Genomic DNA, 18,415 nt, shown 5'->3' with positions numbered 1-18,415 from the left:
GAGAACAGCACTCCCAGCAATGGCCTAAGCGAGATTGACCCTACAGAAGCCGCCGCCAGCCTGACGGTTTAGCTGTGTAACTAAATCTTATATGTAACTAAATCTTAAAAGACAACGGCTGCCTGGCCAACAATCCACCAAATAAACGAAATTTCCTCATCCTGGGGAGGATACGCACTACGGTTCGCCCTAGCTAAGCTTTAAATCAAAAGAAACTTGGAAGAAACGCTCCTTATTCAAAGAGGACAGGGATCAATATAAACAGACGATAAACTCGATTGAAATTGATCCCCCTTCCCGTTTGTTTTTTTACTTCAATCCCTTAAAGACATTGTTTTAGCTCCAGTAAATGAGCGCAGGAGGTTTTACCCCTCGCGATCGCACCCAGTTCGACAGCGCACCTGAGCCTGTGCTGTCACATTTCCATCTCCACCCCCATAGCAACCCCAGAGGAAACCTACCATGACCGCTACTGATGTCCGCCTTCAGTTTGAGCAAACCGTTCAGGCGTTTGAGTCAGTTGATGTAGACTGCAAAATTGCTGTGCTCTGGCACACCTACGATACCCTGGGTCAGGCCTTTGCGGCTATTGCCCCAGTGGCGCTGTTTTCCCAAGCCGTACAGCAGCTGCTCAGCCAAATTCAGCAGGTCGACCGCGACGACCAAGCGGCCATTTTGCGCGATATTCTCTCTGGGGCCGAGACTCGCTTCACGGTCGCCTACCACGCGCTCAATATCAACATGAAGCTGGCCTTTTGGCATCGGCTGTTTCACCTGATGCCAGCCAATCGTCTGCCTCTGGCTACCTGCCAAGATGGCCCCGCTAAAACTCAGGCGCTGCTGGCCCGTCTCAACACCATGGGGTTAAATGAGCACCTTCACTTCCTGCGCCGAGTTGTCAGCTAGGCCCGAGTTAGACGATTAAAACCAGGTGCTTAAAGCCAGGGGCTAACCATCCCCTGGCTAGCCCTATTGGGTGGTGGCTTGGGTAGGTGTTTGTCTACCTCAGTCCAACAATGGTTTGGCAGCGGGCTGGTGGAGGGCTGAGTAAGACATGTCGGAAGCAGGGGTTGGCGGTAAAGTGAAATTCATAGGCTTTTGCAGGACTATTTCCGCTCTGCCGTCAACCTACGCCCAGTCTCCATGGCCAGCGTCTATATGCCCAGCATCGATGTCGATCAGCTTAGCAAGCGCTACCCCGTAGCGGTTAAAGAATCGGGGCTTGGGGGCACCCTGCGGCATTTTTTGCGTCGTCAGTACCGCATGGTAGAAGCGGTGCAAGCGATCTCGTTTCACATTGAGCCAGGGGAAATCGTAGGGTTTTTGGGGCCAAATGGAGCCGGTAAGACCACTACGCTCAAAATGCTGACGGGGCTAATTCACCCCTCCGCTGGTACAGTGCGGGTTGGCGATCAGGTGCCCTTTCAGCGCCGGGCCGAATTTTTACAGGATATTACTCTGGTGATGGGGCAAAAGCAGCAGCTGCTGTGGGATTTACCAGCCCTCGACTCGCTACGCATCAATGCCGCCATCTATGGCCTCTCCGACAAGGAATTTCGCTATCGGGTGGATGAGCTGACCGAGATGCTCTCCCTTCAGGACAAGCTCAATCAGCCGGTGCGCAAGCTGTCTCTGGGCGAACGCATGAAGGCTGAAATGATGGCGGCTCTACTGCACCGCCCCCGGGTGCTCTTTCTCGATGAGCCTACCCTGGGCTTAGATGTCAATGCCCAGGTGGCGGTGCGTGAGTTTTTGCGCGACTACAACCGCCGCTACCAGGCCACCATTCTGCTGACCAGCCACTACATGGCCGATATTACCGCCCTGTGTCAGCGGGTGCTGCTGATCTATCAGGGGCGGCTGATCTATGACGGCAGCCTGGAGGGGCTGCTCGATCGCTTTGCCCCCTACCGGGAAGTCACTGTGGATCTGGCCGCCCACTGCGATGCCGCCACCCTGAGCTGTTATGGAGAGTTAGAGTCGCTGGAGGGCTGCACCGCCCGATTGATTGTGCGCCGCGAAGCGCTGACCCAAACTGTGAGCCAGCTGTTAAGCGATCTTGACGTGCAGGATTTGACCGTCAGTGACCCGCCTGTAGAGGAAGTGATTGGGCGAGTGTTTGCAGCGGGGGTGGTGACCGGGTAGGTGGGTGAGGGGATAAGGAAGGTGAGGGATGAGGACGGTGAGGGAACTTCTATTCATAACCAGGAACCCCGTAGGGGCGTAGCATGCATGGGAGTATTTATTCGGGATTTGAGCTGGAGTGCCGATTCACAAGCAAGAGTCTAAAACTAGGCTTGTGGTTCAACTCGGAGACCGAAGTAGGTGAGGACGAGAGCTTCGCTGCCGGTATTGGCGACTTCGTGGTGTTCGTCGGGTTCTACTGCAATGCAGGTGCCGGGGGTGAGGGGGTAGGGCTGGCCATCAACGGTGATGGTGCCGTGGCCCGATTCCACGAAAAAGACCTCGGCCATATCGGCATGGCTGTGGCCGTTGGCGATCTGCCCAGGAGCAAAGCAGGCCTGGGAGAAGTTGGTCAGGTGGGGCAGATCGTGCGATCGCAGCAGCACCCGCTTTTTAATCGCCGGGTTGTGGGACACGGCTTCTTCGGGCACCTGCTCTAAACCAGTAATTTTCATGTCGGTATCGCTAAAACAGCTCGCACTGGCCGTGGTGGCGCAGCAGGTGGTCGCACAGTACCAGGGCCACCATCGCTTCGACCATGGGCACGGCGCGGGGCAGCACGCAGGGGTCGTGGCGGCCTCGGGCCTCTAGCACCGTGGCTTCGCCCGTATTAGTGACGGTGTTCTGGGCTTTGCGAATGGTAGCGGTGGGCTTAAAGGCGACGCGAATAATAATATTTTCACCGTTGGAGATGCCGCCCTGGGTGCCGCCAGAGCGGTTGGTGCGAGTGCGCAGGGTGCCGGTTTCGTCGGTGTAAAATTCGTCGTTGTGCTGGCTGCCGGTGAGCAGGGTGCCCGCAAAGCCGGAGCCAATCTCGAAGCCCTTGCTGGCAGGTAGCGACATGACGCCCTTGGCCAGGTCGGCCTCCAGCTTGTCGAATACGGGAGAGCCCAGGCCAACGCGAACGCCACGGGCCACACATTCCACCACGCCGCCGATGGAGTCGCCCTGGTCGCGGATGGCTTCGATACGGTCGATCATGCGCTCGGCGGCGACTGGGTCGGGGCAGCGCACAATATTGCTCTCGACCTGCTCCAGAGTGACGGTGGCTGGGTCGACGGTGCCTTCTAGGTCCTGAATGCGCTTGACGTAGCCGATGATCTCGGTGCCTGTGACCTGCTGGAGAATCTTTTTGGCGATCGCGCCCGCCGCCACCCGACCAATGGTTTCTCGCGCCGACGATCGCCCGCCGCCCTGGTAGTTGCGCAGGCCGTACTTGGCGTCGTAGGTGGCATCGGCGTGGGAGGGCCGATAGGTGGTCACCATCTCGCTGTAGTCTTGCGGGCGAGTGTTCTCGTTGCGCACCAGAATGGAGATGGGCGTGCCTAGGGTTTGGCCCTCAAACACCCCGGAGAGAATTTCGCAGCGATCGCTCTCTTTGCGCGGGGTGGTAATTTTGCTCTGGCCGGGGCGGCGGCGGTCTAGCTCGGCCTGAATCTCTTCGGCGGAGATGGCCAGGCGCGGCGGGCAGCCGTCTATCACCACCCCTACCCCACCGCCGTGGGATTCGCCAAAGGTGGTAATGCGAAATAAATGCCCAAAGGTGTTGCCCATAGATTCGGTAATGCCAGCGCTGGTGCAGGTTGTTCTACCGATCCTACTATGCCAGGTCCAGCTCAGGTGCTGGAGCTTGCCCACCGACAAAACCCCACTTCTGGACCTGAATCTGGTTTATTGAGTTTCCTCAAGCTTCAAATAATAGCGGGGATTCACCGCCCGACCGTTGCGGTAAATGCTGTAGTGCAGGTGCGGGCCTGAGGAGCGCCCGGTGCTGCCCAGGTAGCCCAGCACGTCGCCTCGCTGGACGCGATCGCCAATTTTGACCTCGATCTTTGACATGTGGGCGTACAGAGTTTCGTAGTTGTAGCCGTGGTCAATTTTGACGTGGTTGCCGTAGCCGCCGTTGTAGTCGGCTCTGACTATAACCCCCTCGGCGGTGGCCAAAATGGGTTTGCCCACCGGGCCAGAAAAATCGAGCCCCTCGTGCATTTCGTAGCGGCGAGCGCCAAAGGGGTTGGGGCGCAGGCCAAACTCAGATGAGACATCGGCCTTGCCCGCGATGGGTTTGCCGCTGGGGAAGGCGGCGGCCTGCTCTGCCTCAGACTCCAGGGTTTGCTCCAGGGCAGGCTTAACTGCGATCGCCAGCATTTGCTCTATCCCCGGCAGCTGCCGACGCGCTTCGTCGAACATGGTTTCGGCCAGAGCTACCTCAGCGACGCCCCCCCGGGGAGGAATTTTCTCGTCGCTGGGGAGGCGAGTGTTTTCAGCTTCGCGATCGGGCAGCCCGGCTCGGGTTTTGAGTACCTCAATTTCGTGGCCAATCGCGTTTAGCTCGGTGAGCACTTCACTGGCGGTTTCTGAAAGATTTTGGTTGCGCTGAGCCAGCTGCACATTTTGGTAGAGCAGGAGGCCAATCCAGGCGATCGGCAGCCCCATCAGCACTCCCAAACCCACCAGTAGCGGCACCGGGCGCAGTTTTAGCACAATCGGAGCCCTGCCGGTTGCCGTAATTAGCACGGTATAAGGCTTGATGGAAAAACGGGCCATATGCAGAATTTGTTGATGGAGAAACGGCAGTCAACGCTAACCCTCAGACCAAAACGGATTATACGGGGATCAGCGCGTTTGCACAATTTCGCGGTTGTTTGTACCACAGAGCGAAGGCCGAACCGCAGTGCAATCTTGGTCATGGGCAGCGCGGCAATAGGCCCAGAGAGTTGGTCAATTCTGCCTGTGTAAAGAATCCGTTACAATATCAAAAGCCGCTTTAACAGAGACCCTGCCCATGGATGTGATCTGGCTCGACAGCAATTCTTGGCTGCTAACCCTGGGAGGGCAGCGAATTTTAGTGGACCCTTGGTTAGTCGGTGAACTGGTGTTTGGGCAGCAGAGTTGGCTGTTTAAAGGCGAGCACCCCCAGACTCGCCCTCTACCCGAAACCATCGATTTAATTCTGCTCAGCCAGGGGATCGAAGATCACGCCCATCCGCCTACCCTAGCGGCGCTCGATCGCTCTATTCCAGTGGTTGGCTCTCCCAGCGCGGCCAAGGTGGCTGAAAAGCTGGGCTACAGCCAGGTTACAGCCCTAAACCACGGTGAAACGTTTACCCTGGCCGAGGTAACGATCAAGGCCGTACCCGGTACCCCCATGGGACCTCTGCTGGTCGAAAACGGCTATATTTTGCGCGATCGGAGCACCGGCACCTCGGTATTCTATGAGCCCCACGGCTTTCATCAGGCCGAACTCAGGCAGGAAGGCCCCATCGACGTTCTAATTACCCCCGTGGTCGATCTGGCGCTGCCGCTGGTTGGCCCCATTATTCGGGGACAAAAGGGGGCGCTGGAACTGGTGGAGTGGCTGCAGCCTCAGGTGGTGCTGCCCACCGCCGATGCCGGTGCCGTGACCTACAGCGGCGTACTGGTCAACTGGCTCAAAGCAATTGGCAACCCCCAGTCGCTACAGGATGCGATCGCCCAAAAAGGCCTAACTGCCCAGGTGCTGAGTCCAGAAGTAGGGCAACCGATCGCCCTCAATCTGGCTCCTCGTCAGCCAGCCGTGGCCTAAACCCCGCCTATCTCGCTCGGTTTAGCTCCCTAGATCTATCCCCTTAGATCGATTGGAGATCGCTAGGGGTACCCAGTTAGCGCCCTCATCAGGTAACCTTCTTTTAAGGTTAGTCAATTTTTAAGAAGGACTTTTAGCAATGCCTTACACCACCGAAGAGGGCGGTCGCCTCAACAACTTTGCCAACGAGCCAAAGATGTACGAGGCCGAGCCACCAACCGCGTCTCAAAAGCGTAACTACGTTATTTTGGGTGGTCTAGGGCTGGCGCTGGTAGCTGGGCTGATGGTAGTAGCGGTGTCGGTGTCCTAATTGGGCTTAAAAAAACTGGGCGTTGTCCAGGGTTAAAGCGGGTGACCTGAACCGGTTTAAGCTGATTCAGGTCATTTTGCTGTGCTTTATCTAAACCGACCCCGGTTGACCCGGGGTAAAGTAGGCAGAGTAAAGTCTTTGTAGGTGGTATGGCAGACTGGCCCCAGTGGCTTGAGGGTGCAACAGGCAGCGGCAAGACCGCCTGGCTGCTCAACCAAGTTGCTGCGGCATCCGTAGCTGGCAGCGACCTGAGGCCGCCCCTGGAGCTGGGGCAGAGCTTTTTGATATTTGCGGCCAATGGCGACAATCGCCTGCGGCTGGCGGCCCGGCTGGCCGATGTGGCTCCCGAGGTCGCCGTGGTCACCACAACCCCCAACGGATTTATTCAAGACGAGGTAACGCTGTTTTGGCCGCTGCTGGTCAACAGTCTGGGGCTGCTGCCGCAGTTTCCGCTGCGGCTGCGCCCCGAAAACGAGCAGGAGCTGACCACCGGGCTGTGGCAGGAGAAATTGCTCGATGGCACCATGACCGTCGAGGGCTGGCGCGAGGCCCAAACGGTGCGGCGATCGCTCGACTTTTTGCAGATGGCGGCGGCGGCAGGCATTCGCGCCGAAGATTTGCTGGTGTTGCTGCCGGAGGGCGTTCCCTCCGGCTATGCCCCGGAGACCGTATGGCGGGCGATCGGCGAGGCCGTCGTCAACTGGCGCGACTGGTGCCTGGCACGCAGCCTGCTCACCTACGGCGTGATGACTGAACTGTACTGGCGACATCTGTTGCCCCACCCGCTCTACCAGGAGAAGCTGCTGGCCCGCTACGGCGGTGTCTTTGTCGATGACTTAGACGAGTACCCCGGAATCGCCGCCCAGTGGCTACAGGTATTTATCGACCAGGCCCGCCCGGTGGCGATTACCTGGAATCACTACGGCAAAGGACGGCTGGGTATGGGGGCCAACCCCGATACCCTAGAGCAGCAGCTCAAGCCGCAGTGTCAGCTGATCGAGCGGCCCGACCCCGCCGCCGACTCTTTGGGCTATCGCTGGGGCGACCAGGTGGTGCAGTGGGTGATGGACCCGATGACGCTGCCGGAACCCCTGGCCTGTTTTCAAACCCTGCAAACGGTGTCGCGGGGAGAGCTGCTGCGGCAGACGGCGGAGCGGGTGGTCGAGGTGGTCAGTACCGGGCAGGCGGCTCCCCATGAGGTAGCGATTATTGGGCCGGGGCTAGATGCGATCGCCCGCTACACCCTGGCCGAAATTTTGACCAGTCGCGGGCTGCCCGTGGCCTCGCTCAACGACCAGCGCCCGGTCATTCACTCGCCGCTGGTGCGGGCCTTACTCACGCTGCTAAGCTTTGTGTACCCTGGGCTGGGGCGGCTGGCCGATGCCGAAACCGTAGCTGAAATGCTGCTGGTGCTCAGCCAAATTCCCCAGGCACCGGAGGCGGGCCCCTGGTTTGAGTCGGTTCAAATTGACCCGGTACGGGCCGAACTGCTGGTCGACCACTGCTTTGAACCTAGCCTAGAGCAGCCCGAGCTGCTGCCCGTCGAGCGCTTCGATCGCTGGGATCGGCTGGGTTACAAAGCTACCGAAGCCTACACCCGCCTGCGCCAGTGGATTGAGCAGCAGCGACAGCAGCGTCAGCGCCGCCTGACGCTGGGGGTGGTCAGCGTGCTCGATCGGGCTATTCAGACCTTCTACTGGGGCGGTAGTCACTTACCCCCCGACCAGCTCTCCGCCCTGCGGGAGCTGATGGAAACTGCCCAGCAGTACTGGGCGATCGAAGATCGGCTGCGCCAAATTCCACCCAGTTTGGGTACTACCCCGGCCCACCTGCTCAAACCTGCCCTGGAGCGGTTTATTTTGCTGCTGCGCCAGGGCACCGTCACCGCCGACCCCTACCCGGTTGAGTCGGCCGACCCCAGCCAGCGGGTGATAACGATCGCCACCGTGTATCAGTACCGGCTGCAGCGCCTGCGCCACCGCTGGCATTTCTGGATTGATGCCGGCTCGCCCCGCTGGCTGGGCGGCACTGAGGATTTGCTGTTTGGGTATCCCATCTTTTTGAGCACCTACTCAGGGCGACCCTGGCGCACCGAAGACCTAGAGGATCTGCACCGCGATCGCCCGGAGCGGATTCTGCGCGATTTGCTCGGTCGAGTCACCGAACGGGTGGTGCTGTGCCACAGCGATTTGGCCGTCAGTGGCCAAGAGCAAATTGGCCCGTTGCTTACCCTGGTCAACGCCAACGTAGAGGAGTAATCCCAAGTCCAAATTGTATAACCCCAAGTCCAGATAGGCGGCTTGCGTAGGGGCAAACGGTGTTTGCCCAAACCAACCGAGGATTAGCCAAGTCGGATTTGCCCTGAAAATAGCCGTCCCTTCGACTCCGCTCAGGGAACGGCTATAGCTTTTTTATCGATGGGAGTGTCGCGCCAGCGTCATGGGCCGTTGCTCTATAAATAGTCGTCCCTAGCCCCTTTGGGGCGGCTTCGCCCAGGGGCCGGCTATGGCTGTTTTTGTCGTTGGGGGTGCCGCGCTAGCGGCATGGACGATTGTTATAACCCCCCAAAACAAAAGGGATGCCAATGAACGGCATCCCCTGTTTGTGGCTTTATTGTGGGGCTCTAGACAAGATCAATCACCGCGGTGGCGGCAGCGCCTAGAAACCGCCCAAAGGTAGCTTAACGAAAGCGCTTCTTGCGGCGTGCTACGGCTTTGCGCTTGCGCTTTTCCTGGGGCGTCTCGAAGTGGCGACGACGCTTAACTTCTGAAAAAACCCCTGCTTTGGAGACCTGCCGCTTAAAGCGGCGCAGGGCCGATTCAATGCCCTCGTTTTCACCTACAACGACTTGAGTCATACGAAATTGCTTCTTTACTCCTTGGGTATGAACTAGTGAACCAAGCAATTGGCAGACCGCTAGGCCCGCAAAAATTGGGTTGGGTTGCCCTGGAACGCTTGAGCCACCTCCCATTGTTCCAGGCAAAGTCGTTAAGGCTGCATAGCAGCACAGTTATTAAAAAACTGCCAGCATACGAGTATACAGACAGCAAAGCTTGGGCATAACTGCCCACTTCTGGATCATACCATAGCACAAAATTCCTGCTGCCCACGCCCGACTGACCGCACCGTAGACCAGTTACAAGATGTCGCCCTGGCCCTGGCCATCCCCTCAGGGCCGTCGGGCCACTGTCCTCACCAGCGGGTAGACCCAGAAAGCCTGGTGCTAGCACCTAAGCGGCATAGGTTCTGGGCCTGGGAAAGGGCAGACTTCCGGTACAAAGAGATTTGCCTAGGCGCTGCTCACAAAAGGATTTTTCGTCAGGGGCCAAATCGTCGTAGCTAATGTCTCGGCGCAGCACAACGCCGTTATGTCCGGCCAAGAAACGAGGTAACTCGTCGTATTCGATGGTGCGCAGGGTTTGTATGTCGTAGGTTGTGTAGGTGGTCAGTTCGGGATCGTTGAAGTCAACGTCGATCACCGTCAGCACCTTCCACGGGGGCAGACTGCTGTCGATTAGGGGGCGGGGGCCAGCGCCCAAAATGCCTGTGTGCAGCAGCTGTAGCTGACCCCGGTGGCCGGGGTAGTAAGCGTGTTGGTGACCGCTGATGTAGGTATGTACGTTGTGGCGCTCCAGCATAGCCTGCAGCTGATCGGCGTTAGCCATCACTTCGCCGGGGCGATCGCGCCCCACCGCTACGCCGTAGAGAGGTAGGTGACTAATCAGAATACGGGCCTTGGCCTGCTGAGCGGCATCGCTGGCCAGCGCCTGCTCTACCCAGGCCAGTTTGTCAGTTGGTATCTGGCTCGATGAGCCATCCCAGGCCATGAAGAAAATGCCCTGCTGTTCAAAGGTGTAATAGAACGGAAAATCGGTGCGATCGATGAAGTTGACCCCAGAACTGTGTTCGGGTGCCGTCCAGTAGGCTGTGGCTAGGTCGCGTTCCTGCTGAAACAGGAATGTGTTGTTGGGGCTCCTGGCTCCGGAGGCGTCGTGGTTGCCGATGGTGAAGCCAAAGGGTATGTTTTGCTCACGTAGCGGGGCCGCCACGTGGTCGTCAAAGGCCTGCCACATAGCTCTAATTTGCTCGGGCGTAAGGGATGCCTTTTGCCCAGCGACCATATCGCCGCCACAGACCACCAGATCGGGCTGCCAGTAGGGCAGCAGGGCGATCGCCTTATCGACTTCAGGCTCATAGTCGGTAGAACCGTAGGCGCTGTTGAGATCGCTAATCGCCACAAGCCGCACGTCCTTACGGGTTGGATTGATCATGCCACCTGGGGCATTCGCGATCCATGCTTGAGCGGTGGCAGATAGGTCGGCGGCGACAGGGGCTGATGCTTCTACCGTCGCCGCTGCGCCTTCGCGCGCCTGGTCGGGAGATATTTCTTCGGTGACGGCATTGGGCGGCGTTTGCACCGCTGATTTAGACAGCAGCACCCGTTGGGAGCAGGCTATGCTCACGCTGAGCACTAAGCCCAGGCAAAGCCCCATTAAAAAACGCTGATAACCCATAACACCTTTCGGCCAAACCACAGGCATAAACTTACCCCATCCGTCTCCCATTTGCGCAGGGGGAGGGGAGAGTTTTTGGGGTCGGTAGGTGTAATTGTTAGCCTCGGTTTGCTCTCTCCTGGGGCGCAACAAAGCTCAACCTGGGTCTACTTCCCCCCCGCCACATCGATAAATGAACCCGTTGTGTAAGCCGACTCGGCTGACAGCAGCCACAAAATGGCCTGGGCCACCTCAATCGCCTGCCCGCCCCGCTGCAGCGGTACCGAAGCCTTGACCCGCTCTACCCGGTCGGGTTCGCCACCGCTGGAGTGAATATCGGTGTAGATAAACCCTGGCCGCACGGCATTGACGCGAATGCCCTCAGCGGCTACTTCCTTGGCCAAGCCAATTGTTAAGGTGTCGATCGCGCCCTTGGCAGCGGCATAGTCGACGTATTCCCCAGGCGAACCCAGCCGAGCCGCCACCGATGAAACATTCACGATCGCGCCCCCCGCCCCGCCCCGTCGGGTCGACATTCGCCGAATTGCCTCGCGCGCGCACAAAAAGCTGCCGGTCACATTGGCGGCAAAAACGCGGCTGAGTCGAGCCGCATCAATGTCTTCTACGCGCCGCTGCTGCTCCAAAATACCGGCGTTGTTGACCAGCGCCGTCACCCGACCCAGCTGCTTATCTACGGTCTGAAACAGACGCACCACGTCGCCCTCGACAGCGACATCGGCGGCCACCGCGATGGCCCGAGGCCGGTCTTCGACCATCGCCGCCCCCCCGGCCTGGGCAATGGCCTCTACAACAGCATTGGCCGCCGCCTGGTTGTGCCGATAGTTGACGCACACCGCATACCCTCGCTCCGCCGCCAGTTTGGCAGTCGCGGCTCCAATGCCTCGGCTACCGCCCGTCACAATCAAGACCTGTTTCATGGTTTTTGTTTCGTTGTTAGGGAGTTGAAAAAACCGATCGAATAGTATTCCTGAGAATAGTTTTTCTTCTCCTTAAAAAGAAAGATGACAGGTGTAGATGACCTGAATCGAAAGCTTTGACTTCCTTCGTACCACCTTCTTGAACAAAGGAAATCGCATTTTTTGTATTAGGTTTTGGAGATGTTGTCGAGTTCTGCAAAAACATCTTTGGCGACCATGAGCGCATTGACCGCCGCAGGAAAACCAGCATATACAGCCATTTGCATGATTACTTCAACAATTTCTTCGCAGGTGCAACCGACATTGAGGCTGCCCTGAATATGCGCCTTTAACTCGGCAGGGGCGTTGCCGAGGGTAACCAGAGATGCGATCGTGGCAATCTGCCGCTCTTTGGGCGACAACCCCTGCCGCGAGTAAATATCGCCGTAGGGAAACTCAATAATCAGGCGGGCAAAGTCAGGGGCGATATCCCCTAACTCGTTCATAACGCCTTCACCAATATGGCCATGAATTCGAGCTAGAGCGTCTTGCCCACGCGTGTATCGAGTCGAGTCCATAGGGTGCTCACAGATAGGGATTGAATTTGATTCTACCGCTTTTTGAAATTCAATAAATTCTTCAGAATAAGTTTTTGAGAAGGTTTTTTGGTATGACGGAACCTTCTATTTTGTCGAGATTTTTTGGTTAGAGAGTAGCAAAATGCCTGGCCTTTTAGAAGGCCCAATTGGCTCAGTTTTCTATACAATATAAAAGCTCCATCTGGCGCTTAACCAGCCCAACCCAAACCGTTCTCAAAGAGAGCGTTATGCTAAGGATCTAGCCCTGTCGCTGCCTCCATGAGTCAAACCTACAAAACCACCGGCATCAATCTCAAGGCCATGCCTCTGGGCGAGAGCGATCGCCTGCTCACCATTCTCACCCCCGATTTGGGTTTGGTGCGGGCGGTGGCACCGGGGGCCCGCAAGCACCAGTCGCGGCTGGGGGGGCGCAGCGGCCTGTTTGTCATTAACGAATGCCTGGTGGTCAAAGGCAAGCGCCTCGACAAACTTATTCAGGCCGAAACCCAGCGCACCTTTCCGGGTCTAAGCCAGCACCTGGGGCGGCTGACTGCCAGCCAGTATCTGGCTGAGGTGGCCCTGCTGATGGCCCTGAGCGACTGTACCCAGAGCGATTTGTATACTGTATTAGTAGAGCACCTGGAGCGCCTTGAAACCGCTGCTCCTGGGTCACTGCTGGCAGCCCTTTGCCACGGGCTCTACCACCTGCTCGCCCTCGATGGGGTAGCCCCAGAGGTGCACCGCTGCACCCTCAGCCGGGCTGATATTGTGCCTAATTTGGTCGACCCCAGCTGGCGAGTTGAGTTTAGCGCCGAAGCGGGAGGGCTGGTGCAGCTTGCTTCTCCCCCCCAGCTGGCGGAGGCGTCGGGGCACTACAGCTACGGCCAAAAGCGCCCGACGCTGCTAACGGCCACCGATGTCGCCCTACTGCAGCAGTTGAGCAAGCCTGAGATTGTCTCTACCCTGCCCACGGGGCTTGAGTCGGCTGGGTCTGGAAAAAGTCAGCAGCTGTGGTCGCGAGTCGAGCGGCTTCTGCGAGACTATACTCAAGACTACTTTGAACGCCCTATCCGGTCGGCAGCTCTGGTTGATGTCTGTTTTGCTACCGTTTAAACTGCTGGGTAGTGAGCTGCCCAGTGCCCTGGTTCGTTGGTTAACCCATGCTCCGCGAGTTTGATGCTGATACTGATACTGCCGAGGCAAACTATTTGCCTCAGAGTGAGTCTGGCCAGTCTACTCCAGACATAGACACTGCCCCCGGCCAACAGGGGGCGGCGCTGGGCGATGAAGACTTGCCTCCAAACTCAAAAAATGGGTTTAGGGCGATATTTCAAAACCGAGATTTTTTAATTTTGTGGACGGGTCAGCTCTTTTCTCAGCTGGCCGACAAGGTCTATTTGGTCTTGATGATTGCGATCATCGCGGCTCGGTTTGAAACCCCTGGCCAAACCATTAGCGGCTGGGTGGCGGCGATAATGATTGCTTTTACGGTACCAGCCGTGCTGTTTGGGGCTCTGGCAGGGGTATTTGTCGATCGCTGGCCCAAGCGCCCGGTGCTAATTTGGTCAAATCTGCTGCGAGGTGGCCTGGTGATGGCCCTGCCTCTGGGCATTTGGCTCACGCTGGGCTGGGGTACCGTGCTGGGGCTGCCGGTGGCGTTTTGGCTGCTGCTGATCGTAACGTTTTTGATCTCTACCCTGACTCAGTTCTTTGCTCCGGCGGAGCAGTCGATTATTCCACTAATTGTGGCTGAGGGCGACCTGCTGTCAGCCAACTCCCTCTACACCACCACCATGATGGCCTCGGTAATTATCGGGTTTGCGGTGGGCGAGCCGCTGCTGGCTTTGGCCGATCGGCTCATGCTGGCCCTGGGCATTGCCAACAACGGCCCGGCTATTTTGGTGGGGCTCAGCTACCTGGTGGCGGGCCTGTGCCTGACGACGATGGCCCCTGGGCAAGAAACCCTGTCCGCCGCCCATGAAGATTTGTCGCAATTCTGGGCCGATATCAAAGACGGCTTGCGTTACCTAGGCCAACAGGTGCAGGTACGGGTAGCAATTATTCAACTGGTGCTGCTGTCGTCGGTGTTTGCGGCGCTGGCCGTGCTGGCGGTGCGGTTGGCAGAAATGATTCCGACTATCAAGGCCTCGCAGTTTGGCTTTCTGCTAGCGGCGGGCGGGCTGGGGCTAGGGTTGGGGGCGGTGCTCGTGGGCAAGTTTGGCCCTCGCTTTCCCCGGCGCTTCCTGAGCCTGTGGGGTGCGATCGGCATTGCGGTGTGCCTAATCTCCCTGGCCTGGACAACTAAGCAGCTGTGGGCCTCCATGGCCATTATTGCTGCCCTCGGCCTCTGTGGTGCCTTCGTGGGTATTCCCATGCAGACCCTGATTCAAGAAAAAACGCCAGAAGCTATGCGGGGCAAAGTATTTGGTCTACAAAATAACCTGGTAAACATTGCCCTTAGCCTGCCCTTGGCCCTGGCCAGTGCCGTAGAAGCTCGCCTCGGTTTGGCGAATGTTTTTATCGGTATGGGTGCTTTAGTGGGCTTAGGGGGAGTTGTAACCTGGTATATTGCCGATACGGCTATGAGAAAGGTCTAGGTTCCACGCTAGGCACCGTTTTTTTACCTTAGAACGGCTAGCAAACTGGTGCTACGGCCCGGGCGATAGCTAGAAAACGGCCCATTGAGGCGATTCGGTAACGGATGCTCATCCTGAGTCGGTTCCAGAACGCTGCGCGATTTGCGTCAGTGTTCCGCTGGCGCTTGTTTCGGTTGTTTAATGGATATCGCTACACGGCATGCACATCGCGTGGCTAGGCAAAAAATCACCCTTTTGTGGCAACGTTACCTATGGCCGAGAGGTTACTAACGCCCTGCTTGAGCGAGGCTACCGCGTTACTTTCATGCACTTTGCCCAACCCCAGGAGGGGCATGCTGCTGACCACCTGCCGCGCTCGGAAGAGGTTCCGCTACCCTTCCTGTTCAAGTCTCAAATCCTGACTATTCCCTCGCTGAAGTCGGGCAAGTTGCTGGCTGAAGCTCTAGAACGTCTGCAGCCTGACCTGGTCCATGCGTCGTTGACCCTGTCGCCCCTAGACTTTCGGCTGCCCGAAATTTGTGCCGAGCTGAACATTCCCCTGGTGGCTACCTTTCACCCCGCCTTCGATCGCCGGGTTCGTAGCCTGACTTCAGGTACCCAGCACCTCACCTACCAGCTCTATGCCCCCTGCCTGGCCCACTACGATCGCGTCATTGTCTTTTCTGACCTCCAGCGCGACCTGCTGAGCAAGCTGGGCGTGCCTGCCTCTACCCTGGTGGTAATTCCCAATGGGGTGGATACCCATCGCTACTCGCCAGGGCCATCGGCGGTTAAGGCCGACCTCTATGCCCGGCAGCTGTTTGTCTACCAGGGGCGCATTTCGCTGGAAAAAAATGTGGAAGCGCTGCTGCGGGGCTGGCGGCAGGCCGACATGGGGCCAAACTGCAAGCTGGCGATCGTCGGCAGCGGACCCCTAGAAGCCTCCTTAAAGCGGTTCTATGGCGACGAAAATGACATTATCTGGCTGGGTTACCTGGCTAACGAGCAGCGCCGCATCGACATTTTGCGGGCAGCGGACGGGTTTATTTTGCCGTCTTTAGTCGAAGGGCTGTCGCTGTCGCTGCTGGAGGCGATGGCCTGCGGCACCGCCTGTATCGCCACCGATGCCGGGGCCGACGGCGAAGTGCTGGCCGAAGGGGCGGGCATTGTGATCGACACGCAGCGGGTGTCGTCGCAGCTGCAAACCATTTTGCCCATTTTGCGCGACCACCCCGAGATCACCCAGCTTTTGGGCCACAAGGCCCGCGAGCGGGCGCTGCAGCGCTACACCCTGGAGGGCAATATTTCTGCCCTAGAGCGGCTCTACAGCGAAGTGACAGCAGAGCAGCGGCTGATGTGCGGGCAACGGGCCTAGGGGATGGCGGTATATAGAGTGGGTGGGTGAATGGATGCTGGGGGATTATGATGCAGGTGGTTGGAAGACTGTTGAGTTCTTACCTGGATCATGATTAGAACAAAAATTGTCGAGCTATCGACCATCGCCGCTGCTGCCTACCGCCAAAAGCTGAGGGGCGGTAAGTCTGGGGTAGTGGTGATGCGCTACGACACTGATCAGCCCGGTTTAGCGTCCTTTAGCCGTAATACGGGCGACCCCATTCCCAACGCCAACGTCAATCTGGATCTGTTTCCCCTGGAGGCATTTAAGGAGGCGCTGGAGCTGACCGCCGGAATGCCCTATTCGAAGCGGGGCAGAGCGAAGCTGAGCGGCAACCCGCCTAAGGCCGAAGCCGGAGTAGACGAAGACGATGCCCTCGAGGATGAAGCTACGGTGGACAGCGCCGAGTACGCCGCCGTCGTAGAGGCCTACACCAACAAGAAGGGTGAGCTGTCCTACGATTTGATCAACAAAGACTTTATTCAGTTTGCGCGATCGAGCAAGATCGTTGGCGATATGGTGGCTGACCGCGCCACGGAAGACGAGATTCGCAACCACGTGGTGAAGGTGAAGCTGGAGCAGCTGACGGGCAACCGCGATCTGAGCGAGGTTCAGGCCCAGCGGATTGTGGATATGCTCGACGAGGTCAGCCCCCGCTACGTGTTTCGCGAGCTGAACGACGAAATTCGCAGAATGCTGAGCCAGGCCAAGGATTTGGGTTAGGCCACAGAGCGAGACTGGGCCATCTCGGCAAACCTATTTTTGAGCCAGTTTGCCACAATGGATAACATCCTCTTGTCTCAGCGGGTGCCCCATCCCCATACCTTCCCCGTTTCCTGGTATGGATCCGTTCTAGGCAGCGCCTCTCATCTGGTGAAAATTGATTGTTGCGGGGCGACCCTACCCTGCCGATGGAGGGAAACGTGCAACTGGCTCACTATCGAATTTTGGTCAGTCAAGCAGAACTTCGCCCCTCTGCTGATCTCTATGCGATCACGGTTTAGGGAACCGTTGCCCTGTTTTCCGCTGCCGCTCCAAGTTGCGGATGAGCCGGTTGTGGTAGATTTATCAACCCTTGTCAGTGGTGTCTACGATCGCGTCAGCTACGACCTCTGCATTGACTACAGCCAGTCGCCGCCGTTCTCGAAGGAGGATCAGGTTTGGATGCAAAATCTGTTGAGTGCTACTCCTTAGAGGGACGGCTTTGAAATATGTTCAAACCTGAGAGCCAAAAACGCACCCTGCGCTTACTGCTGTCTGAACTACCTAACGGTCGCAATCACCGGACACCAATAACTTCTGCGACTAAACAACCAAACTGAAATATACCGGTGCATTGCGATTGTTATGTGGTGCTTTTACCTAAAAAATGTTGGAATGACGACATGGATAACAATATCAGCAGTAATGTGAGCCAGCATAGCTACCAAAAGCCCGCGCTGCCAGTAGAGCCACCCGAAAATTAGACCGACAATGCCGTTTTGAAAAAGTACTACACCAATCACTATTGATGATAATCCATTCGCCATAAGTGCAAATTGAGGTAGATGCGCTGCCCCAAACAATAGAGTCGAAACAATATTTGCAACCCAAAATAAAACTGCGCTCGTCTGAGTTTGCTTTAGTAACCAACGTCCAAGTCCAATTAGTCCAGTCAATACACCTAACCGGAACCAAATCTCTTCGTTAACACCTGCCCCAAACGCAGCCAATAACCCTGATAAAGAGCCAGGTAATTCCATATCTCGAATTGCGGTTGGAAGAAATGAATAAAATGCCTTGTCTGATAGAACGACGAAAATTCCACAAAGGATGCCCAACGCGATCGCTAAAAGTAGCGAAAAAATCAATTCATCTTTAACCAATAGCCTTGTAAAACTGGAGTCTTCAATATCCTGTTTGCTGCGTGACCACAAACCTAAGCCTGCTAGGGGCGCAGTGATGATCGCGCTTAAAAGACCTGCAATTAGCAAAATTTCGAGCAAGGAAACCGCTTGATGAGTGACAGTTGTGCCATAAAGTATTGTTGAGAACGACGCAAAGACCGAAATAAATAGCAAAAGCCCAAGGATTTTGAGCGGAAACCGTGGGCGACTTGGCACTATTGAGCTAACATCAACGGTCATAGATTGATTTCTCCGTGACTCTGAAATCTCTAACCGATTCTACTCAACTTTTATCGTTCCACCGACAACTTTCAACGTACTATCCTTACGAGCAGACCGAGCTGCATAACTATGTATTAACTGTCAGATCCGCTAGACAAGAATTTCTATGCTCGGTATTATCCGTTAGGCCTGCCGGGTAACACTAGATTCTCAAGGAATTAAACATCAAATCTGCCGGACAAGTTCGGTGTTTCGGGGTGTTATCCAGCTGATTTAAGGGTTAGGTAT

18 protein-coding genes are annotated in these 18,415 nt (G+C 56.9%); 10 read left to right on the top strand and 8 right to left on the bottom strand.

Annotation, left to right across the window (positions count from 1 at the left end):
• The first annotated feature begins 462 nt into the window (after positions 1-462).
• The gene (locus IQ265_RS07690; RefSeq protein ID WP_194052146.1) at positions 463-906 is read left to right on the top strand and encodes an orange carotenoid protein N-terminal domain-containing protein; all 444 of its coding nucleotides are present in this window, start codon (positions 463-465) and stop codon (positions 904-906) included.
• A 252-nt stretch (positions 907-1,158) separates the two neighbouring features.
• Positions 1,159-2,145 carry an ATP-binding cassette domain-containing protein gene (locus IQ265_RS07685; protein ID WP_194052625.1) on the top strand — a complete coding sequence of 329 codons (987 nt, stop codon included), beginning with the start codon at positions 1,159-1,161 and terminating at the stop codon, positions 2,143-2,145.
• A gap of 146 nt (positions 2,146-2,291) precedes the next feature.
• On the opposite strand, the gene IQ265_RS07680 is transcribed toward IQ265_RS07685, so the two are convergent.
• The 3 genes from IQ265_RS07680 to IQ265_RS07670 form a co-directional block, all read right to left on the bottom strand.
• Positions 2,292-2,639 carry a cupin domain-containing protein gene (locus IQ265_RS07680; RefSeq protein WP_194052145.1) on the bottom strand — a complete coding sequence of 116 codons (348 nt, stop codon included), beginning with the start codon at positions 2,637-2,639 and terminating at the stop codon, positions 2,292-2,294.
• A 10-nt stretch (positions 2,640-2,649) separates the two neighbouring features.
• Complete coding sequence (gene aroC / locus IQ265_RS07675) at positions 2,650-3,738, bottom strand: chorismate synthase (RefSeq protein WP_194052143.1); 1,089 nt, start codon at positions 3,736-3,738, stop codon at positions 2,650-2,652.
• Between the two features lie 117 nt (positions 3,739-3,855).
• A complete protein-coding gene (locus tag IQ265_RS07670) occupies positions 3,856-4,731 on the bottom strand; it encodes a M23 family metallopeptidase (RefSeq protein WP_194052142.1) in 876 nt (291 codons plus the stop codon).
• 238 nt (positions 4,732-4,969) lie between these two features.
• On the opposite strand from IQ265_RS07670, the gene IQ265_RS07665 reads away from it, so the two are divergent.
• From IQ265_RS07665 to IQ265_RS07655, 3 genes are all read left to right on the top strand, one after another.
• Positions 4,970-5,749: an MBL fold metallo-hydrolase gene (locus IQ265_RS07665; protein ID WP_194052141.1), complete on the top strand. Its 780-nt coding sequence runs from the start codon at positions 4,970-4,972 to the stop codon at positions 5,747-5,749.
• A gap of 139 nt (positions 5,750-5,888) precedes the next feature.
• Positions 5,889-6,059, top strand: coding sequence for a ssl1498 family light-harvesting-like protein (locus tag IQ265_RS07660; protein ID WP_194052140.1), 171 nt, complete (start codon positions 5,889-5,891; stop codon positions 6,057-6,059).
• 149 nt (positions 6,060-6,208) lie between these two features.
• Complete coding sequence (locus IQ265_RS07655) at positions 6,209-8,317, top strand: hypothetical protein (RefSeq protein WP_194052139.1); 2,109 nt, start codon at positions 6,209-6,211, stop codon at positions 8,315-8,317.
• Between the two features lie 422 nt (positions 8,318-8,739).
• Here the strand turns inward: IQ265_RS07655 and rpsU are convergent, their stop codons facing one another.
• The 4 genes from rpsU to IQ265_RS07635 form a co-directional block, all read right to left on the bottom strand.
• Positions 8,740-8,916 carry a 30S ribosomal protein S21 gene (rpsU, locus tag IQ265_RS07650; protein WP_194052138.1) on the bottom strand — a complete coding sequence of 59 codons (177 nt, stop codon included), beginning with the start codon at positions 8,914-8,916 and terminating at the stop codon, positions 8,740-8,742.
• Positions 8,917-9,289: 373 nt separating this feature from the next.
• Positions 9,290-10,573, bottom strand: coding sequence for a metallophosphoesterase (locus IQ265_RS07645; RefSeq protein ID WP_194052137.1), 1,284 nt, complete (start codon positions 10,571-10,573; stop codon positions 9,290-9,292).
• A gap of 146 nt (positions 10,574-10,719) precedes the next feature.
• Positions 10,720-11,490, bottom strand: coding sequence for an SDR family oxidoreductase (locus IQ265_RS07640; protein WP_194052135.1), 771 nt, complete (start codon positions 11,488-11,490; stop codon positions 10,720-10,722).
• 167 nt (positions 11,491-11,657) lie between these two features.
• Complete coding sequence (locus IQ265_RS07635) at positions 11,658-12,047, bottom strand: carboxymuconolactone decarboxylase family protein (RefSeq protein WP_194052134.1); 390 nt, start codon at positions 12,045-12,047, stop codon at positions 11,658-11,660.
• A 279-nt stretch (positions 12,048-12,326) separates the two neighbouring features.
• On the opposite strand from IQ265_RS07635, the gene recO reads away from it, so the two are divergent.
• From recO to IQ265_RS07610, 5 genes are all read left to right on the top strand, one after another.
• The gene (gene recO / locus IQ265_RS07630) at positions 12,327-13,160 is read left to right on the top strand and encodes a DNA repair protein RecO (RefSeq protein ID WP_194052133.1); all 834 of its coding nucleotides are present in this window, start codon (positions 12,327-12,329) and stop codon (positions 13,158-13,160) included.
• 47 nt (positions 13,161-13,207) lie between these two features.
• A complete protein-coding gene (locus IQ265_RS07625; RefSeq protein ID WP_194052132.1) occupies positions 13,208-14,644 on the top strand; it encodes an MFS transporter in 1,437 nt (478 codons plus the stop codon).
• A gap of 199 nt (positions 14,645-14,843) precedes the next feature.
• The gene (locus IQ265_RS07620) at positions 14,844-15,998 is read left to right on the top strand and encodes a glycosyltransferase family 4 protein (RefSeq protein WP_194052131.1); all 1,155 of its coding nucleotides are present in this window, start codon (positions 14,844-14,846) and stop codon (positions 15,996-15,998) included.
• Between the two features lie 90 nt (positions 15,999-16,088).
• The gene (locus IQ265_RS07615) at positions 16,089-16,742 is read left to right on the top strand and encodes a hypothetical protein (protein WP_194052130.1); all 654 of its coding nucleotides are present in this window, start codon (positions 16,089-16,091) and stop codon (positions 16,740-16,742) included.
• A 57-nt stretch (positions 16,743-16,799) separates the two neighbouring features.
• Positions 16,800-17,213 carry a DUF4058 family protein gene (locus tag IQ265_RS07610; RefSeq protein WP_194052129.1) on the top strand — a complete coding sequence of 138 codons (414 nt, stop codon included), beginning with the start codon at positions 16,800-16,802 and terminating at the stop codon, positions 17,211-17,213.
• A 164-nt stretch (positions 17,214-17,377) separates the two neighbouring features.
• On the opposite strand, the gene IQ265_RS07605 is transcribed toward IQ265_RS07610, so the two are convergent.
• Positions 17,378-18,145 (bottom strand): CPBP family intramembrane glutamic endopeptidase, encoded by a 768-nt coding sequence (locus IQ265_RS07605; RefSeq protein ID WP_194052128.1) that lies wholly within the window; start codon positions 18,143-18,145, stop codon positions 17,378-17,380.
• Positions 18,146-18,415: the final 270 nt, after the last annotated feature.

The organism is Nodosilinea sp. LEGE 06152, assembly GCF_015207525.1.
In the GTDB taxonomy this organism is placed as follows: domain Bacteria; phylum Cyanobacteriota; class Cyanobacteriia; order Phormidesmidales; family Phormidesmidaceae; genus Nodosilinea.
Note: the sequence above shows the minus strand (reverse complement) of the source record. Positions and strands in the feature narration are given on the sequence as shown.